Here is a 17,124-nt window from a genome sequence, read left to right as displayed (position 1 = left end):
ACTTTCAAAGTAGCCTTTTTTTTGTTTATCCTATTTGATCTCCTTTGATTAGACCTCCTAAATCTCGCCCAATTTGAAAATGTCCTTTACGCGGATACCTTTTTCAGTACGTTGAAGTGTACAGCATTCATGTATGGGATCGTGTTCGAAAAATAAGATGTATTCATTATCGACGATCTCATTCCAATAGCTGTTACGTTCCTCCATGGTCACGAGGGGTCTGACATCATAACCCATAACATAAGGAATGGGAATATGTCCCACCGAAGGTAATAGATCCGCCATATAGAGGATTGTTTTGCCTTTATACTGTATCTGTGGCAACATCATAGCCTCTGTATGGCCGTGTGCATAACGGATAGCGATATTGTTTCCAAAAGGATTCTGATGATCTTCGACAAATTTTAATTGTCCACTTTCCTGTATCGGTAAAATGTTCTCTTTTAAGAAAGATGCTTTTTCGCGCGGGTTAGGATCGGTCGCCCAAGACCAATGGTCACTATTGCTCCAAAAATGAGCATTTTTAAAAGCCGGAACCAGCTGTTCACCTTCGCGGACTATAGCGCCGCCGCAATGGTCAAAGTGCAGGTGTGTAAGGATGACATCGGTGATATCGTTCCTGTCAAATCCAATATTTTTTAATGATTTATCCAGCGTTGCATCGCCGTGAAGATAATAATAGCTGAAGAATTTTTCATTTTGTTTATCTCCCAGTCCTGTATCGACCAGCATTAATCGATTACTGTCCTCGATGAGGAGCAGGCGGTTTCCCCAGGTACACATATTGTTTGAGTCGGCTGGGTTTGTTTTGTTCCAGATACTCTTTGGAACAACGCCAAACATTGCACCGCCATCGAGTTTAAAAAATCCCGTTTCTATAGCATGTAATTTCATTTGCAGATTATGTGTCTTTTAATGGTTATAAAGCATATCCAGTTTATTTTAAGCACAAGCAATTATTTGTCAGATAGCATCAAAGCCCCCTGTGCTCTTCCGTGTTCGTGCTACAATTGTAGCTATTTCATCTCTTTATCTTTACTCATGTTAGTCCGTCGGCCTGGAGATTGCTGCCACTTTCAACGATCAATGGCTGATGGACGTGACACTGTCTTTTTTTTACCTTATTAATATTTGTAAAGGTTGGAACAATTTACGAAAAATATGTGATATTTTTTGATAGTGATAAATTGATGTGCTAAAAAAATGTGCTAAAAAGTTTATTTTTTTTTACTTACGTAAGTTGTTGTTAATGAGTTGTTTGTTTTTGTGTTTTTTGTACAATAAGCTTGATTTTTAGATAATTAAGTTTTGTTTTTAGCGAAAAATGCCTTTAAATTTGGGCACATTTTAAAACAAACAAAAAATATGAAAAAGGGTAACATTGGAAACGCGCCTGATTTGAAATATTTAAAAATTGATAGTACAAAAAATGTATTTTATCAATTGCCTGTTTCTGAATTGGTCGAACATGCCTTAGCAAATCACGAAGGTCGACTTTCTGATACGGGAGCACTCGCTGCTGATACGGGAAAATTTACTGGGAGATCGCCAAAAGATCGGTTTCTGGTCGAAGATTCTTTAACAAAAGATAGCGTTTGGTGGGGAGAAATCAATCAACGGATGTCTCCGGCTAATTTTGAAGCACTATTTTCGAAAGTAACTGCTCACTTAAGTGATAAAATCATCTATGTAAGAGATTGTGCTGCAGGGGCTGATCCAGCTTATCAAATAGATTTGCGTGTTGTTACGGAGACAGCTTATCAAAGTATATTTGCCAATAACCTGTTTCTGCGGCCGGAACCAAATTTGGATGCTCAGCCCGCTTGGTCGATTTTAGCTGCCCCGACGCTGCTTATCGAAGAGCCGCATCAATATGGCATTATCAACGAAAATTTTGTCGCGATTGATTTTACAAAAAAGATAGTACTGATTGCAGGGACCGGTTATACAGGGGAGATTAAAAAGAGCATTTTCTCAATATTGAACTTTATTTTGCCATTCCAGCATAATGTGCTTTCTATGCACTGCTCGGCGAATACTTCGAAAGAAGGGGAGACCGCTTTGTTTTTTGGACTTTCGGGTACAGGGAAGACTACCTTGTCAGCTGATAGAAATAGAAAGTTGATCGGTGATGACGAGCATGGATGGAGCGAAAAGGGAATATTCAATTTCGAAGGTGGCTGTTATGCCAAATGTGTAGGTTTGTCGGAGGACAAAGAGCCTGAGATTTTTCACGCAATTCGTTTTGGGTCTTTGCTTGAAAATGTTGTTTTGGATGAATTTGATCGACCTGATTATAACGATATTAGCAAAACGGAAAATACCCGCGTATCCTATCCAATAGATTTCATGGAAAATGCCGAAATGAGCGGTATTGGTCGGGAACCTGAAAATATTTTTTTCCTGACGGCAGATGCTTTTGGTGTACTTCCTCCCATTTCATTGTTGACCACAGATCAGGCGGTATATCATTTCGTTAGTGGTTATACAGCGAAGGTTGCGGGTACAGAGGTAGGTGTGAAAGAGCCTACTGCTGCATTTTCAACCTGTTTTGGACAGGCATTTTTGCCGCTGCATCCTTCAAAATATGCGGCCTTGCTACGTTCAAAACTAGAGCAAAATCGCAACATCAAAGTTTGGTTAGTGAACACGGGCTGGATTGCAGGTCCTTACGGAATAGGCCGACGTATTAAGCTAAATTATACGCGATCGCTAATTCGAGCAGCAATGGATGGCTCACTGCTGGAGTCTCACTTCAACAAGCACAATATTTTTGGACTGGAGTATCCGACGAGCTGTGGCGAGCATGTTCCCGCACAAATTTTAGATGCGCGAGGCTTATGGAACAATGACGAGGCTTATGACATGCAGGCAAAACGCCTGGCGAAACTGTTTATTTCGAATTTTGAAAAATTCAATAATGAGATGCCAGCCTCGGTGCATGCAGCAGGACCTAAAATAGAAACTACAGTTCTGGTGTCCTAATTCGTTCTGACATTATAACAAACAGGAGGAAATACTTTTCCTCCTGTTTGTTATAATTGTACCTTTTTCTAATCAACAGACCTTTAATCGTGTTTTGTGACGAAAGAATCTATTTTTTCCTGTTCACTTCCAACAAGAGCATTGATAATTAGTTTGAAGGACGCCAGGCGAGCCTTTTTCTTGTTATCTTTCGTGATTTCTAGCCAAGGCGATTTTTTGGTGCTTGTCTTTTTAAATAAATCCTCAATATAGCCCGTATATACATCCCATTTCTCCTGGGCCTGCTGGTCTAGCACACCAATTTTCCATTGTTTTAGGATATCTTCTTTTCGCTCTTTTAACCTTTCGGCTTGCTCTTCTTTGCTGACGTTCAGGAATAATTTGATAAGGATGATGCCATCGTCGATTAGCTGCTTCTCAAATTCAGGGACCTGGTTCATAAACAGCTCATGTTGCTCCTTGGAGCAAAATCCAAATACAGGTTCAACAACAGCTCTGTTATACCAGCTACGGTCAAAAATCACAATTTCGCCGGCATTAGGGAGCTGTTTGATATATCGTTGAAAATACCATTGGCCGGCTTCCTCTTCGGTTGGTTTCGGCAATGCAACAACACGTACCTTTTTGGGATTTAGATATTGGGTTATACGGCCTATTGTACCACCTTTACCCGCAGCGTCCCTACCTTCAAAAATAATAAGGACCCGTTTTCCTTTTTCAATGATTTCATATTGAAGCTTTAAGAGCTTGACTTGAAGCTCGTAAAGTTCTTTCTCATAATCGTAAACATCATTGAATTTTTTTATTTCCAGAATGCCATGTTGTTCCAGATAGTTTAAAACATCTTTGTTTTCGTGGATCTTCTGAAGTTCATTTAAATCGTATTCTGCCATATGATATTTATTTATATGTTCGTTTTCCTAAAGTTACTTATTGAATTGTTAAAAAATGTCAAATTTCACATAAATCCACAAGAGCTGTGTAATAATAACCTTATGGCTTACGTTTAATATTCAAAACAGCGAAAGAGGCTGTTTGTATAAATTAGACTTTTCATAAATTTAGGTTAATAATTGGTTAGGTTAGCTCGGAGTTCCCCACTTCGAGCTTTTTTGTGAACAGGACCGGAGGATCCCTGACAAGAACACGAAAAATTATGATTTTGCCGCGCTCAAATAGAGTTTAATATTAATCTCATCTAAATGTTAAAAAATGTTAAATGACTATTCTTGTTATAATGAATTCAAAAATGTGGCGTTTTCATTACAAATACTTTTCATAAAATAGGTTAATATATGGCTAACGAAAGCTCAGAGTTCCCCACTCTGGGCTTTTTATTTTTCAGCTTCCTTTTTTGACTTGCAGACTCTTTTTTTGACTTGAGCCAATGATTAGCTTTTTGATCCGCGGCATATTTGCACTCGAAATATAGTTGTAAGGGTGTGCTGGCTGTTAAAAAAGTTGCACCACAGATGCGTGGTACAGCACTTGGAGCTTATGTTGCGTTTGTGGATTTGTCGCTGGGACTGGCAGGACCATTGGCGGGAACGATCGCGGGCTCATTTGGTTATTAGTCGGTCTATTTTGGGGGAATCAGCTGTCTGCTGTCTATCCTTATATTGATCTGCAACAGGAAATAAGCTTACGGAAATTCACAGCATGTTGAAGCAAAGAATTTCATTAAAGGCGAGAGGAAATTAAATTGATCTGTATAAATAAGACGGACCGAGTGTAGATCCCCTGAGTCCGTCTTATTTATCGTGTATTTTGTTGCTCACTAAGCAACTTCTCTTAGATCTACTGCAACTACACGGGATACACCTTGTTCAACCATGGTTACTCCATAGATGATGTCTGTACTTGCTATCGTTTTTTTATTGTGTGAGACCACGATAAATTGTGAATTCTTGGAAAAATCCCGGATAATATTATTGAATTTATCAATATTAGTATCATCCAACGGAGCGTCCACCTCATCGAATATACAAAAAGGTGCCGGTTTAGAAAGATAGAGTGAGAATAACAAGGCTGTTGAAGTCAAGGTCTTTTCACCCCCCGAAAGCTGATTGATAGACAGCGGTCTTTTCCCTTTCGGCCTTGCAATAATGTCAATGTCTGAATCCAGCGGATTGCTTGGGTCTGTGAGCACCAGGTCGCAGCTGTCTTCTTCGTTAAATAGCGAACGGAATACCTTGACGAAGTTATTCCTTACGGCATCGAATGTAAACATGAACTGAACTTGAGCGGTATCGTCAATTTCTTTTATTGTTGCCATCAACGAGCCTTTTGCTTCGATTAAATCAGCTTTCTCTTTGTTAATGAAATCATAGCGTTCATTCATCTCGTCAAAAGCCTCTTTTGCCATTAGATTGATCGTTCCAAATTCATCAAGCTGTTTCTTGAGTTTGCTGCATTTGGTTGTCAATGTTGCCTGATCCTCTGTGATCTCAGGCACATCTTCACGGTCAATCAGGTCTTTCAGTTCAACGTTGAATTCAACAGAAAGACGTTCTTTCAAGGCATTGAGGTCGATCTGAAGACCCGTTTTTTTATCTTTGATCTCTGAAACAAGAAAGTCACTCTGTTCTTTTGAACGACGCTGCTGTGTTAGAGCATCTTCGAGGTTATTTATTTTCTGCTTATCTGCATAGTAGCCGTCTTCCAATTCTTTGAGACCATCTTCCAAGGCAATCTTCTGCTCATACATGGCAATAAGATCCTGATCTTCTTCATCTTCAAACGGAATGGTTGTTCTTAAAGCTTCCTGCACTTCAACTAATTCTGCACTGTTTCGCTCCACACGGATTTCGTGGTCATCTTTCTGCGTCTCTCTAAATTCGAGATCTTTTGTGATATTGGAAACTTTGTTTAACTGTTGATGGTAAGCGATATTCTCTTGATTGTATGCGGTCGATTTTTCGTTAAGTACCTCAGATATTTCATGGAACTGATCTTGTAAAGTCGATAATTCGGCGATACTTTGTTCTTTTTCCAGACGAAGCTCCTGAAGCTGTGGCTCCGCAATTTTTAAATCCGATTCTATACCTTCAATTTTCTCCTGAATATCTTTTTTACGGGCCTGGGAGTTATTGATGAAGGCTTGATATTGCTCTTGCTTTGTTTTGACGGTAATTAATTCATTATTCAGTCTATTAAGCTGAAAGCGCAGCTCATCGATTAACTCTTTCTGTGAATTTCCCCGCAGAGTATCCAAACGAGCTGTCTCGGCCGTTATTTTATCTTCAAGTTTTGCTATTTCCTGATTTAAGGTTTTGATCTCTTGGGATAGCACTTCCAGGTTTTTCGCTCTTCCGATACGTTTGCCCTCAAATAATCCCACAGAACCACCCGATAGACCCAAATGATGTTTCGAATAACGTCCATTTTTTTGTAGAATCACCTGTCCTAGAGCAGGTAGCTTTTCATCCAGCTCCTTTTCATTTTCATGTTTAAGGATGAAGACCTGCTGGAGCAGCATCGTACATAAAGCCTTGTACTTTTCGTCTACGTTAATCACATCTAACGCAGACATCAAATTGTCATTTGGTGCAGGGGCAGCGCTTGGGGAATCTACTATGGCATCTAAAACAAAGAAATTAGCTCTTCCTTTTGCTGCATCGCTTAATAGTTGGATAGCCTGAACAGCATCTTGTTGTGTTTCGACAACATAATGGTTCATAATGGGCTCTAGGTAGTTCTCAATAGCCACACGGTAATCTTCCTGACAGAAAAGGACATCTGATAGGAGTGGGGGCTGCTTTTTCCAGCCTGCATTTTTCTTGAGGAAGCGAATGGAATCGGGGAAACCTTCTAAATTATCAACAAGGGATTTTGTGAGGTTGTATTCGTTTTGTTTAGCATCTAACAGGCGGAGATCTTTGGCAAGCTGGGCCTTAAATTCCTCGAGGTTTGCCTGGCACTGATTAATCTGTTCTTGGAGCTCTTCTTCCTGCTGGTTTGCTGAATCGTACTGTAGCTGCTGTGCTTCTACACGGCCCTCCAATTCCATAACAGAGGAATTGAATTGCTGCAATTCGGCTTCTTTTGCTTCTGTATCTACACTATTGCGAACAGATTCTTGCAGCAGAGCTTCTTTCTGAATGGTGAATACCGCAAGATCTTTTTCTAATTTGTATATTTTTGCCTGTAATTCAGCATTGCTCTTATTAAAAATATCGAGCTTTCCCTTTGCAGACTGTTGCTGTCCTCTCAATTCATCGACTTCGGATTTATTTGATTCAAGATTTGTTTTTAACGAATCGAGTTTATTTTGCTCATCAAACAATTCCTCATTCAATCGTTTGATGGTATAGAGGACGTGATTAAGCTGTTGTTTGTCGCTGTTGATATCGAGGCTCAGTCGATTTTCTTTATCTTGAAGATTTTTGACTTTTTCGTTTTTGATCTTCTTTTCCGATTCATAACCTCGGATTTTATTGACAAATTCCTGTGTTGTTTTTTGCTGTACCGAAAGGTTTTTTTCCTGTTCCAAATTTGTCTGGCGGAGTATTTGGAGTTCAGTTTCCGCTCTCAGGATATTTTGCTGTGCATTGACGGAATCCTTTTGAACCTTGGATTCTTGTGTTTGGAGTCTTTCTAATTCGGTCGAAAAATCAGCAATTTTATAATAAGCCAAATCTATACTGCTTTGGCGGTATTCCGCTTTAAGGGAGGTATATTTCTCCGCTTTTTTAGCTTGATTTTCTAATGATTTGAGATTCTTTGTGATTTCGTAAAGCAAGTCATCCACACGGGAAAGATCGGCTTCAGTATCTCTCAGCTTTGCTAAAGTTTGTTTTTTACGAACTTTATACTTAGAGATTCCGGATGCTTCTTCAAAGAGGTTGCGACGTGAATTATCTTTGTTGTTGATAATTTCATCAATCATTTTCAATTCGATGATCGAATAACTGTCGGCACCAACTCCGGTATCGAGGAACAGATCCGTGATATCTTTTAAACGACATTTGACATCATTCAATCGATATTCACTATCGCCGTTGCGAAAAAGCTTACGGGTGACGGTCACTGTAGAGAATTCCGTTGGTAAAATATTATTGTTGTTGTTGAAGGTCAGCGAAACCTCTGCAAGGTTTGCCGGCTTTCTATTTTTCGTTCCATTGAAGATAATATTTTCCATTTTATCGGAGCGAAGCATCTTTGTGCTTTGTTCCCCCAGTACCCAGCGTATAGCGTCGACCACATTGGACTTCCCGCATCCATTGGGACCGACAATCGCTGTGACACCATCATTGAAGTTTATCGTGATCTTGTCTCCGAAACTTTTAAATCCTTTAATTTCTAGTTTGGTTAACTGCATTTATACCAAATTTGTTTGTCGTTATAAGCTTGCGAAAATAGTAAAATTAAACAATAATTTTTTCTTTCTTTATTCACATTTTCCTGTTTCAGGATCACATGAAGGGCCTTCTTCGCCTCTGCGTTCAAGAGGTACAGGCTCACTGGCCAGGCATTCATTTATTGTATTGTGAAAGACTTCCATGGGCTGTGCTCCGGGGATAGCGTATTTTCTGTCAAATACAAAGAAAGGAACACCTCGGAGTCCTAAGCTGACACCTTCTTGAATATCCTGTGCAACATCATAAGCAAATTCATCCGATTCCAATAAGTTTTTTACCTCCTGAGCGGAAAGCTGCTCTTGCGTTGCGATAGCGATGAGAACTTCATTGTTATTTACATCGAGACCATCGGTGAAATGAGCCTTAAATAAGGCTTTTTTGATCTGAGTGCCTTTTTGCTGTGCCTGGGCAAAATGGATCAGACGATGGGCTTTTTTTGTATTTACAACGATTGCTTTTTCAAAATTCAGGTCAATACCCAGCTCTTTTCCCTGCGCACTGAGCTGTGAAGTCATCGCAACCACATCGTCCATGCTCATGCCTTTCGTCTGAACAAGGTAATCGTAGGTTGGCATTGCCGGAGCATCTTCGGGATAGTCGGGGTTAAGCTGATACGATTTCCAGATGATTTCAGTGGCTGGTTTACTTGCGGTTTGCTGAAGCGCCAATTCAAGCTTTGTCAAGCCAATATAACAAAAGGGACAAATAATGTCCGACCAAATTTCTATTTTCATATTTCTTTATTTACTGCGTATATTGTAATCAAAAATACATATAATAACGATGAATATTTGTTTACATTGTTGCTTGGATGTAAACAAGTGTTTCATGTACTTGTATAATTATGCTGGAGAAAGCTTTTTTGAATCGTAAAGTTACCCTTGTCCTGGGCGGAGGAGGTGCAAGAGGTCTTGTGCATATTGGTATTATCCGAAGGCTTGAAGAGCTGGGCTTTGAAATCGATGAGGTGGTAGGTTGTTCAATAGGAGCACTTGTCGGTGGTATTTATGCGCAGGGGAAGATGGATGTTCTCGAAGATTGGATGCAGCGCCTGACGAAGAAATCGGTCTTTAATATGATGGATTTTAGCTGGAAGGGACTAGGAATGATGAAGGGGGTCAAGGTGTTTAACGCCTTGAAATCTGTGATCCCCGATGCTAATATAGAGACTTTTCCAATTTTGTTTAAAGCCGTTGCGACAGATCTAAACTACGAAAAGGAGGTTGTGCTGGATTTTGGGAGTATGTATGATGCCATTCGGGCTTCGATTGCAATTCCAGCTGTATTTACGGCGGTAGAAGAGGAGAACCATGTGTACGTTGATGGTGGTGTACTGAATCCACTGCCCATAAATCATGTAACCAAGAAAGAGAATTTAATCATTGCTGTCAATCTGGAATCTAAACCGGATAAACAATATTCTGTTATCAAAAAACTGGATCCGAAGACTTCGAATTCCTTGGATATTCTACAAGCCTCGTACTATGTGATGCGTAGGAAAATGAGCCGTATGATTGTTGATTTATACCATCCCGATGTGGTGGTGGATATTCCCTATAATATCTGTAACCTTTGGGATTATCACCGCTCTGAATTTTTGGTTCAAAAGGGACGGGAATATATTGACCAAGCATTAAAAAACAAAACCAAAGCAAAGTAGTTGAGGCGATTAACGAACTGCTTTGCTTTGGTGTGGCTTCGTTTCTCCTGGCATTGAGATGAACTAGAACTCAATTTTTTTCATTCTAAGCGAAACAAGCCAGGTGTTTGTTAAAACAAATTGGGGTAATCGCTAATAATTCCATCAACCTTTACAGCCTTCAGCTGTTCGATCTCGTCCTTTGTATTGACTGTCCATGGAATAACCTTGATATCCGCTTTATGGCACTGTGCAATAAAATCGCGTGTAGCTATTTTATAGTGTGGACTTATAATAAAAGGTGTAAAGCCCAAAGCCGCAATTGTTTGCTCAACGCTTTTGGTATAGTTTGCATCAATAAGATAAGAAACTTTGATTTGAGGATATGCTTTGTGCAGATATTTAATAGCTCTGCTGTCAAACGATTGGATGACGGTTCGCGAAGCAATTTTTTTATCGGTGATAACCTGTACCATAAGGTCCACAAATTCTTCTACCCTTGGATGGAAAATACCATCTTTATCTTCCTTACTCTTCACTTCGATATTATAAAACATCGGCGCTTTCCTTTTTACACTAGCGTAGGCTTCAGTACTATCAATAAGGTCTGATAGTTTTGCGATACGCGTAACCTGTTTTTTCTGTTCAGGAAACTCTTTATAAAATTTCGATCCGATATCGTATTTAATCAGATCTTTATAAAGCATATCATAAATTCTCAGCGGTTTATCTTTGTCAGAAATTTCGGAGCCATTGGGTTTCAATACAAATTTTGGGTTAAGATAATCGTCGTGAAAGACAACAACCTTACGGTCTTTGGTAATGTGGCAATCCATTTCCAGTGTGGTTACCTTTGCCAGATCTATTGCATTTTTCATGGCAGCGATAGACTCTTCAGGATATAGGCCGCGGCCGCCGCGATGTGCTTCCAGACTAAGTTTAGGGAAATTGCCTGAATTTGATTTTGCTGAATCTTTCATAACTGAACAAGATACAAATGGTAATAACGTGCCCCAAAAGGCAATTCTGAGAAGACTTCTTTTCATTATTAAAATATTTAAACAAAATAGGGGAGTTGTTATATATTGCCCTTTTGAATAAGCGAATATACATATATATTTTACTTATACGTATTTTAACTGTTTCGAATATTTGATTTTGCAACTTTATGAAGGTTGATTCGAAACCGAATAAAGTCAAATGAATTTGTTTTTGTCTGAAATAGACGCAAACAAAGTGTTTGTAGTGGCAAATTCGCTTGATCTGAAAGCGTTTCTGTGTCGAGCTCAATTCCGTTGCGCGGTCCTTTGCCCTCGGATAAATTTCTTAATTGTTGACATGAAATCTATTTTTTTTGTCTTTTTTGCAAGAAATTATTGTCATTCCTTTCAGAATTCCCTTTATTTGCACAAATCTCAAATTAGATGGCGAAAAATTTATTGATAGTTGAGTCTCCAGCGAAAGCGAAAACGATAGAAGGGTATTTAGGAAAGGATTTTTTGGTCAAGTCAAGTTATGGACATATTCGCGACTTGGTGAAAACCGATGATGCAATTGATACCGAAAAGAATTTTGAACAAAAGTATGAAGTTCCCTCCGACAAAAAGGCGGTTGTAAGTGAACTGAAGAAATTGGCTAAAGCTGCAGAAACCGTTTGGTTAGCGTCCGATGAGGACCGCGAAGGAGAGGCTATCTCATGGCACTTATTTGAGACTTTGGGATTAAAAGATGAAAGTACAAAAAGGATTGTGTTTCATGAGATTACGAAGCCAGCTATTCTGAAGGCTATTGACAATCCGCGTAAAATAGATTATAACTTAGTAAATGCACAACAAGCGCGAAGAGTTCTAGATCGATTAGTCGGTTTTGAATTATCTCCGGTTCTATGGAAAAAGGTGAAGCCTTCCTTATCTGCTGGTCGGGTGCAGTCTGTTGCGGTTCGTCTGATTGTAGATCGTGAGCGTGAAATCAATAAATTTGAACCCGAAGCGGCTTTTAAGATCGTTGCATTTTTTCATACGGGAAAAGTTAAAGATAGTTTTAAAGCCGAACTTCCGCAGCGTTTTGCAACAGAAGCAGAGGCGACCAAATTTTTGGAAGATTGTAAAGCAGCGCTGTTTTCAGTAAAAAATCTAGAAACAAAACCTGCAAAGCGTTCACCAGCGGCGCCATTTACCACATCAACATTACAGCAGGAAGCAAGTAGAAAGCTTGGATTTTCGGTTGCCCGCACCATGCAGGTGGCGCAAAGGCTGTATGAATCAGGACGAATTACCTATATGCGTACCGATTCTGTTAATTTGAGTGATACGGCGATTGAGGCTGCTGAAAAGGAAATCAAATCGGCTTACGGCAACCAATACCATAAAGTCAGAAAATATAAAACAAAAACATCAGGTGCACAAGAGGCGCACGAAGCTATTCGCCCTACTTATTTCTCTGAGCACACCATTGATGGTGATGCATCCGAAAAAAGATTATATGAGCTTATTTGGAAAAGAGCAATTGCTTCCCAAATGAGTGAGGCGGAGTTTGAACGTACATTGGCAAAGATCGACATCTCAACCCGTACCGAAGATTTGAATGCTTCAGGAGAGGTTATGAAATTTGATGGGTTCTTGAAAGTTTACATGGAATCCTTGGATGACGATCAAGACAACGCGATGGATGAAGATAGTGACAATGCTATTCTTCCACCATTAGCCGTTGGTATGCCATTGACTTTGAAAAACATGTCGGCAACGGAGCGTTTTACACGACCTCCAGCACGTTATACGGAAGCTGCTTTGGTGAAAAAATTGGAGGAATTGGGAATTGGCCGTCCTTCAACCTACGCACCTACGATTTCAACGATTCAAAACCGCGGTTATGTTGTCAAGGAAGAGCGTGAAGGTAAATCGCGCGATTACCGTGTACTGACATTAAAGGATGCTGAATTAACAGCGGTAACAAAAACAGAAATAACCGGTGCCGAAAAAGGAAAAATGTTTCCAACGGATATCGGTGTTGTGGTGAATGACTTTTTGGTTGAACACTTCAACGGTATTGTGGATTTTCATTTTACGGCCAACGTAGAAAAAGAATTTGACGATATTGCGCATGGACTGACCGAATGGACAAAAATGTTGCATGATTTCTATGGACCTTTTCATTCTGAAGTAGAAGATACTTTAGTAAATGCAGATCGTGCGAATAATGAGCGTGAGCTCGGTGTCGATCCAGTTTCCGGAAAGCCCGTTTCGGTTCGCATTGGTAAGTTCGGCCCGTTGGTACAGATTGGTTCTCCTGACGATGAAGAAAAACCTCGTTTTGCTTCCTTGCGGAAGGGACAAATGATCGAAACCATTACTTTTGAGGATGCCATGGAATTGTTCAAATTACCGAAAAAAGTCGGTTTATTTGAAGATAAAGAAATGACTGTCGCGGTGGGACGATTTGGACCTTATATACGTCACAATTCATCGTTTTACTCCTTACCAAAAGGTGTTGATCCTTTGGACGTAACAGAAGAAGAGGCGATACAGATTATCAAAGACAAACGTCAGAAAGATATCGAGAAAGTGATTCGGGTTTTTGATGAAAATCCAGATGCTCAAATCGAGCAGGGACGCTGGGGGCCATTTATTCGTTTTGGTAAGCAAAATCTGAAAATCCCTAAAGGAACTGAGATCGAAAAAATCACGTATGCGGATGTGCTGAAATGGGCTGATGCGGATGCTCCGAAAGGAAAAGCGACCAAAGCAAAAACAACAGAAAAGAAAACTGTAGCAAAAAAAGCTACAGCAAAGAAGGCCCCAGCTAAAAAAACTACAAAGTCTAAATAAGGATGAAAGCAGATTTGCCTGAAAATATTGTCAAAGACATCATGATCGCCGTTGTTTTGGAAGGTGAGACGGTGGAGACAAAAAATTGGACTGTCTATGTTATCAATGACAAGAACATTGCCATTCAGAATGTGCTGATCAGCTCAAAAGGTTATGGCGAAAAGGATGGGCGACAAGTAACAACAACAACTTTGCGTCATTTTATTGGAAATATAGAAGCTAAATCTTTCGATCGTGTTGAAGCGATTGACGAACAGGTATTCGGGTTGACAAATGAATATTGGTTGAGTTTTTATATTGATAATATTATTTACGATAAAAAATATATCTTTTTACCCGAAAGCATTGTGGATGGTAACCTGACTAAGGTTCCTTTGGTCAATCGTCCCGGTGTAATCATAGGAGGAAACGAATAATGAGTGGACGTCACAATTTTATTATCGCCATAGATGGTTTTTCCTCCTGCGGTAAAAGTACCCTGGCAAAGGCTTTGGCAAAAAAACTGAAGTTTGCCTTTATTGACAGTGGCGCTATGTATAGGGCCGTCACACTCTATTTTATCCGGCATGAGATAGCGCTGGATGATCAAGAAGCGATCGAAAATGCACTGAAAGATATCCACATTGATTTTATCCCAAATGCAATAAAAACGGAAATTCATCTAAACGATGAGGATATCTCGGAAGAGATCCGTCAGATGTATATTTCTGATAAAGTTAGCGACGTGAGTGCAATCAAAGCTGTTCGGGTTGCTATGGTTGCCCAGCAGCAAAAATTGGGTAGCAGACGAAATATTATTATGGATGGCCGTGACATCGGTACTACCGTTTTTCCAGATGCTGATCTGAAAATTTTTATGACGGCAGACCCTAAAGTACGTGCCGCGAGGCGTTATCTGGAGTTGACGGAAAAAGGAGAGGACGTGACTTTAGAAGAAGTCGTGGAGAATCTTTCTACTCGTGACCGTATCGATAGTACGCGCGCGGAAAGTCCATTACGGCAAGCCGAAGACGCTATTGTTTTGGACAATTCAAATCTGACACCGGAACAACAGCTTCATTTTGTTGAAGAAGAATATTTAAAAGCTAAGGCTGCAAAAGCCCAGTCATAAAACAAAAAAGGAGGCCGATTATTTAGTCGGCCTCCTTTTTTTGGCTATTTTACGCTATTGATCTGCTGTTGTTCCAATAGTTTTTCAACATTGTTTTTCTCTCCAAATTCTGCTGTCTGCTCTTGAAAAGACTCCAGAAGAGCTTTGATAGCATCTGAATTATCTGCTGTACGCTGATAGATATCGGGAATTGTTTTTTCAATATTCTTATCGCCGAGTTCAATGTTATCAACTTCGATTTTGCCTATTTTTTCCAAAACAGCTTGTTGACTATTTCTGACATCTTCTAATTCTCTTGCTATTTTTTCCATCAATTGGAATTTCTTCAATTTATCCATATGAAATCGTTTTGGTTACTATAATAAGAACAAGATGCCTCGAAAGTTTGTTTTGTTTTTTTAAAAAAGCAAATAGACGAGGAGTTTATGGGAAGGAACTACAAAAAAGAAAAAGGCGGAACATGCCTGTCCCGCCTTTCATAAGTCCTGTTATTTTGTTATTAATTTTTACGTCCCGGATACACTTGAAGAGCTTTCTCTAGGCAAACCAATGCTTTATTGAGATCATCTTGATTAAGCACATAGGCAAGGCGTACTTCATTTAAACCAGCACCCTCCGTACTATAAAAACCCGTAGCGGGAGCCATCATTACTGTTTCGTTATTGTAAGAGAACTCTTCCAACATCCATTGGCAGAATTTATCAGCATTGTCAATCGGTAATTTGGCAACAACGTAAAATGCACCACCAGGGTTAGGAGAGTAAACTCCTTCAATGGCGTTAAGTCCTTTCACGAGGGTATCTCTTCTTGCTGTGTATTCCTTGGATACTGCTTCAAAGTAACTGTCTGGTGTATCAACAGCAGCTTCACCCGCAATTTGACCTTCCAGCGAAGGGCTTAAGCGAGCTTGCGCAAATTTCAGTGCAGTCTGATATAGTTCTTTATTTTTGGTAATGATACAACCAATACGCGCACCACAAGCAGAGTAACGTTTTGATACTGTATCAAAAATAACCACATTATTTTCGAGACCTTCTAAATGCATTGGTGAGATAAACTCTCTGCCATCGTAACAAAATTCACGATAGGCCTCATCTGAAAAAAGGTAAAGATCATATTTTAGACAAAGTTCACGAAGAGCTTCGAGTTCTTCTCTGGAGTAAAGGTAACCCGTCGGGTTATTTGGATTACAGATGCAGATCGCTTTGGTTTTAGGGGTAATTACTTTTTCAAATTCAGCGATAGAAGGTAATGCAAATCCACTTTCAATATAGGACATGATTGGTTTGATTACAACATCAGAGGAACACGCAAAACCATTGTAATTTGCATAAAATGGCTCTGGAATGATAATCTCTTCTCCTTCATTTAAACAGGCTTGCATAGCAATCATAATCGCTTCCGAACCGCCGTTCGTTACTAATATATCTGTTGGCTCAATATTATAATTTAGCTTATTATAATATTCTGCTAACTTATTTCGATAAGAGGCTGTACCTTCAGAAGGTGTGTAGGCCCACACTTTGAACTCTATATTTTTCAAAGCATTAAGCATCACTTCAGGTGTTTGGATATCAGGTTGTCCGATATTGAGGTGGTATATCTTTTTACCTTCTTTTTTTGCTTGATCAGCATATGGCGTCAACTTTCTAATAGGCGACGCAGGCATATTCAGCCCTTTTTCTGATATTACTGGCATTATAGTTTTTTTAAAATTAGTAGTGCAAAGCTAACCAAAATAAAACGAAAAAAGCCACATCATCATGTGGCTTTTTTCGTTTTATTTACGAGGATTGTTATTCTACAATACCCTTAATATATAGCGTTTTTACAGGAGTCTTGGTGTTCGACTGTACGGTGAAACTCTTTGTGAATGGAGCTTTTGCCGCCGCATTGTAAGTCACTTTGATCGTTCCGCTTTCGCCTGGTTTAATTGGCGTTTTCGTAAATTCTGCTACAGAACATCCGCAGGTAGGCACAACATTTGAAATGATAATTGGCTCACTGCCTGTGTTTGAAAACTTGAAATTATACGAAACGGGCGTACCGGCCGGAATTTTGCCAAAATCATGGGTTTCTTTTTCGAATTTAAATTCCCCTTGTCCTGTCTGCATCGAAGAAAAACCAATAAAGGAAATGATCACTGCTAAGATTGTTATATACTTTTTCATGCTTCTAAAAAATTACTTTACGATTAAAATAGTA

At 39.5% G+C, this 17,124-nt stretch carries 14 protein-coding genes; 6 read left to right on the top strand and 8 right to left on the bottom strand.

Annotated features, from left to right (window positions below):
* Positions 1 to 57: 57 nt before the first annotated feature.
* Positions 58 to 894, bottom strand: coding sequence for an MBL fold metallo-hydrolase (locus ACLCDV_RS15165; protein WP_182331881.1), 837 nt, complete (start codon positions 892 to 894; stop codon positions 58 to 60).
* 471 nt (positions 895 to 1,365) lie between these two features.
* Here ACLCDV_RS15165 and pckA point away from each other — a divergent pair, with 471 nt between their 5' ends.
* On the top strand, positions 1,366 to 2,985 hold the full coding sequence (pckA, locus tag ACLCDV_RS15160; protein WP_411971540.1) for a phosphoenolpyruvate carboxykinase (ATP): 1,620 nt from the start codon (positions 1,366 to 1,368) through the stop codon (positions 2,983 to 2,985).
* Positions 2,986 to 3,068: 83 nt separating this feature from the next.
* Here the strand turns inward: pckA and ppk2 are convergent, their stop codons facing one another.
* Positions 3,069 to 3,878 (bottom strand): polyphosphate kinase 2, encoded by an 810-nt coding sequence (ppk2, locus tag ACLCDV_RS15155; RefSeq protein WP_120334118.1) that lies wholly within the window; start codon positions 3,876 to 3,878, stop codon positions 3,069 to 3,071.
* A 549-nt stretch (positions 3,879 to 4,427) separates the two neighbouring features.
* Here ppk2 and ACLCDV_RS15150 point away from each other — a divergent pair.
* Entirely contained in the window at positions 4,428 to 4,559 is a 132-nt protein-coding gene (locus tag ACLCDV_RS15150; protein ID WP_317666110.1) for a hypothetical protein, read from the top strand.
* Between the two features lie 203 nt (positions 4,560 to 4,762).
* Here ACLCDV_RS15150 and smc read toward each other — a convergent pair whose 3' ends face one another.
* Together smc and ACLCDV_RS15140 are read right to left on the bottom strand one after the other, a co-directional pair.
* Positions 4,763 to 8,305: a chromosome segregation protein SMC gene (gene smc / locus ACLCDV_RS15145; RefSeq protein WP_333574903.1), complete on the bottom strand. Its 3,543-nt coding sequence runs from the start codon at positions 8,303 to 8,305 to the stop codon at positions 4,763 to 4,765.
* A 69-nt stretch (positions 8,306 to 8,374) separates the two neighbouring features.
* Positions 8,375 to 9,079 carry a DsbA family oxidoreductase gene (locus ACLCDV_RS15140; RefSeq protein ID WP_333574904.1) on the bottom strand — a complete coding sequence of 235 codons (705 nt, stop codon included), beginning with the start codon at positions 9,077 to 9,079 and terminating at the stop codon, positions 8,375 to 8,377.
* Positions 9,080 to 9,189: 110 nt separating this feature from the next.
* On the opposite strand from ACLCDV_RS15140, the gene ACLCDV_RS15135 reads away from it, so the two are divergent.
* Positions 9,190 to 10,005 (top strand): patatin-like phospholipase family protein, encoded by an 816-nt coding sequence (locus ACLCDV_RS15135; RefSeq protein ID WP_317666115.1) that lies wholly within the window; start codon positions 9,190 to 9,192, stop codon positions 10,003 to 10,005.
* Between the two features lie 110 nt (positions 10,006 to 10,115).
* Here ACLCDV_RS15135 and ACLCDV_RS15130 read toward each other — a convergent pair whose 3' ends face one another.
* Positions 10,116 to 11,030, bottom strand: a complete 915-nt coding sequence (locus tag ACLCDV_RS15130) for a glycerophosphodiester phosphodiesterase family protein (RefSeq protein ID WP_201668209.1) — start codon at positions 11,028 to 11,030, stop codon at positions 10,116 to 10,118.
* Between the two features lie 378 nt (positions 11,031 to 11,408).
* On the opposite strand from ACLCDV_RS15130, the gene topA reads away from it, so the two are divergent.
* From topA to cmk, 3 genes are read left to right on the top strand one after another with little or no spacing between them, the layout of a single operon-like run.
* Positions 11,409 to 13,808, top strand: a complete 2,400-nt coding sequence (gene topA, locus ACLCDV_RS15125) for a type I DNA topoisomerase (RefSeq protein WP_411971539.1) — start codon at positions 11,409 to 11,411, stop codon at positions 13,806 to 13,808.
* Between the two features lie 2 nt (positions 13,809 to 13,810).
* The gene (locus tag ACLCDV_RS15120; RefSeq protein ID WP_046672862.1) at positions 13,811 to 14,224 is read left to right on the top strand and encodes a hypothetical protein; all 414 of its coding nucleotides are present in this window, start codon (positions 13,811 to 13,813) and stop codon (positions 14,222 to 14,224) included.
* On the top strand, positions 14,224 to 14,919 hold the full coding sequence (gene cmk, locus ACLCDV_RS15115; RefSeq protein ID WP_313188540.1) for a (d)CMP kinase: 696 nt from the start codon (positions 14,224 to 14,226) through the stop codon (positions 14,917 to 14,919). Before ACLCDV_RS15120 ends, cmk begins: the two co-directional genes overlap by 1 nt.
* A 44-nt stretch (positions 14,920 to 14,963) precedes the next feature.
* Here cmk and ACLCDV_RS15110 read toward each other — a convergent pair whose 3' ends face one another.
* The 3 genes from ACLCDV_RS15110 to ACLCDV_RS15100 all read right to left on the bottom strand — a co-directional run bounded on the left by ACLCDV_RS15110 (position 14,964) and on the right by ACLCDV_RS15100 (position 17,090).
* The gene (locus tag ACLCDV_RS15110) at positions 14,964 to 15,257 is read right to left on the bottom strand and encodes a hypothetical protein (protein ID WP_333574908.1); all 294 of its coding nucleotides are present in this window, start codon (positions 15,255 to 15,257) and stop codon (positions 14,964 to 14,966) included.
* Positions 15,258 to 15,418: 161 nt separating this feature from the next.
* A complete protein-coding gene (locus ACLCDV_RS15105; RefSeq protein ID WP_333574910.1) occupies positions 15,419 to 16,618 on the bottom strand; it encodes a pyridoxal phosphate-dependent aminotransferase in 1,200 nt (399 codons plus the stop codon).
* A gap of 97 nt (positions 16,619 to 16,715) precedes the next feature.
* Positions 16,716 to 17,090 (bottom strand): DUF1573 domain-containing protein, encoded by a 375-nt coding sequence (locus ACLCDV_RS15100; RefSeq protein WP_075992841.1) that lies wholly within the window; start codon positions 17,088 to 17,090, stop codon positions 16,716 to 16,718.
* Positions 17,091 to 17,124: the final 34 nt, after the last annotated feature.

It is taken from the genome of Sphingobacterium sp. Lzh-3 (genome assembly GCF_046764375.1).
In the GTDB taxonomy this organism is placed as follows: Bacteria; Bacteroidota; Bacteroidia; order Sphingobacteriales; family Sphingobacteriaceae; genus Sphingobacterium.
Note: the sequence above shows the minus strand (reverse complement) of the source record. Positions and strands in the feature narration are given on the sequence as shown.

Excerpts from the sequence above, each read along its gene's own strand:
- ACLCDV_RS15130 (WP_201668209.1), bottom strand. The coding sequence starts at position 11,030 with ATGAAAAGAAGTCTTCTCAGAATTGCCTTTTGGGGCACGTTATTACCA.
- ACLCDV_RS15140 (WP_333574904.1), bottom strand. The coding sequence starts at position 9,079 with ATGAAAATAGAAATTTGGTCGGACATTATTTGTCCCTTTTGTTATATT.
- ACLCDV_RS15100 (WP_075992841.1), bottom strand. The coding sequence starts at position 17,090 with ATGAAAAAGTATATAACAATCTTAGCAGTGATCATTTCCTTTATTGGT.
- pckA (WP_411971540.1), top strand. The coding sequence starts at position 1,366 with ATGAAAAAGGGTAACATTGGAAACGCGCCTGATTTGAAATATTTAAAA.
- topA (WP_411971539.1), top strand. The coding sequence starts at position 11,409 with ATGGCGAAAAATTTATTGATAGTTGAGTCTCCAGCGAAAGCGAAAACG.
- smc (WP_333574903.1), bottom strand. The coding sequence starts at position 8,305 with ATGCAGTTAACCAAACTAGAAATTAAAGGATTTAAAAGTTTCGGAGAC.
- ACLCDV_RS15120 (WP_046672862.1), top strand. The coding sequence starts at position 13,811 with ATGAAAGCAGATTTGCCTGAAAATATTGTCAAAGACATCATGATCGCC.
- ACLCDV_RS15165 (WP_182331881.1), bottom strand. The coding sequence starts at position 894 with ATGAAATTACATGCTATAGAAACGGGATTTTTTAAACTCGATGGCGGT.
- ACLCDV_RS15105 (WP_333574910.1), bottom strand. The coding sequence starts at position 16,618 with ATGCCAGTAATATCAGAAAAAGGGCTGAATATGCCTGCGTCGCCTATT.
- ACLCDV_RS15110 (WP_333574908.1), bottom strand. The coding sequence starts at position 15,257 with ATGGATAAATTGAAGAAATTCCAATTGATGGAAAAAATAGCAAGAGAA.
- ACLCDV_RS15135 (WP_317666115.1), top strand. The coding sequence starts at position 9,190 with ATGCTGGAGAAAGCTTTTTTGAATCGTAAAGTTACCCTTGTCCTGGGC.
- ppk2 (WP_120334118.1), bottom strand. The coding sequence starts at position 3,878 with ATGGCAGAATACGATTTAAATGAACTTCAGAAGATCCACGAAAACAAA.
- cmk (WP_313188540.1), top strand. The coding sequence starts at position 14,224 with ATGAGTGGACGTCACAATTTTATTATCGCCATAGATGGTTTTTCCTCC.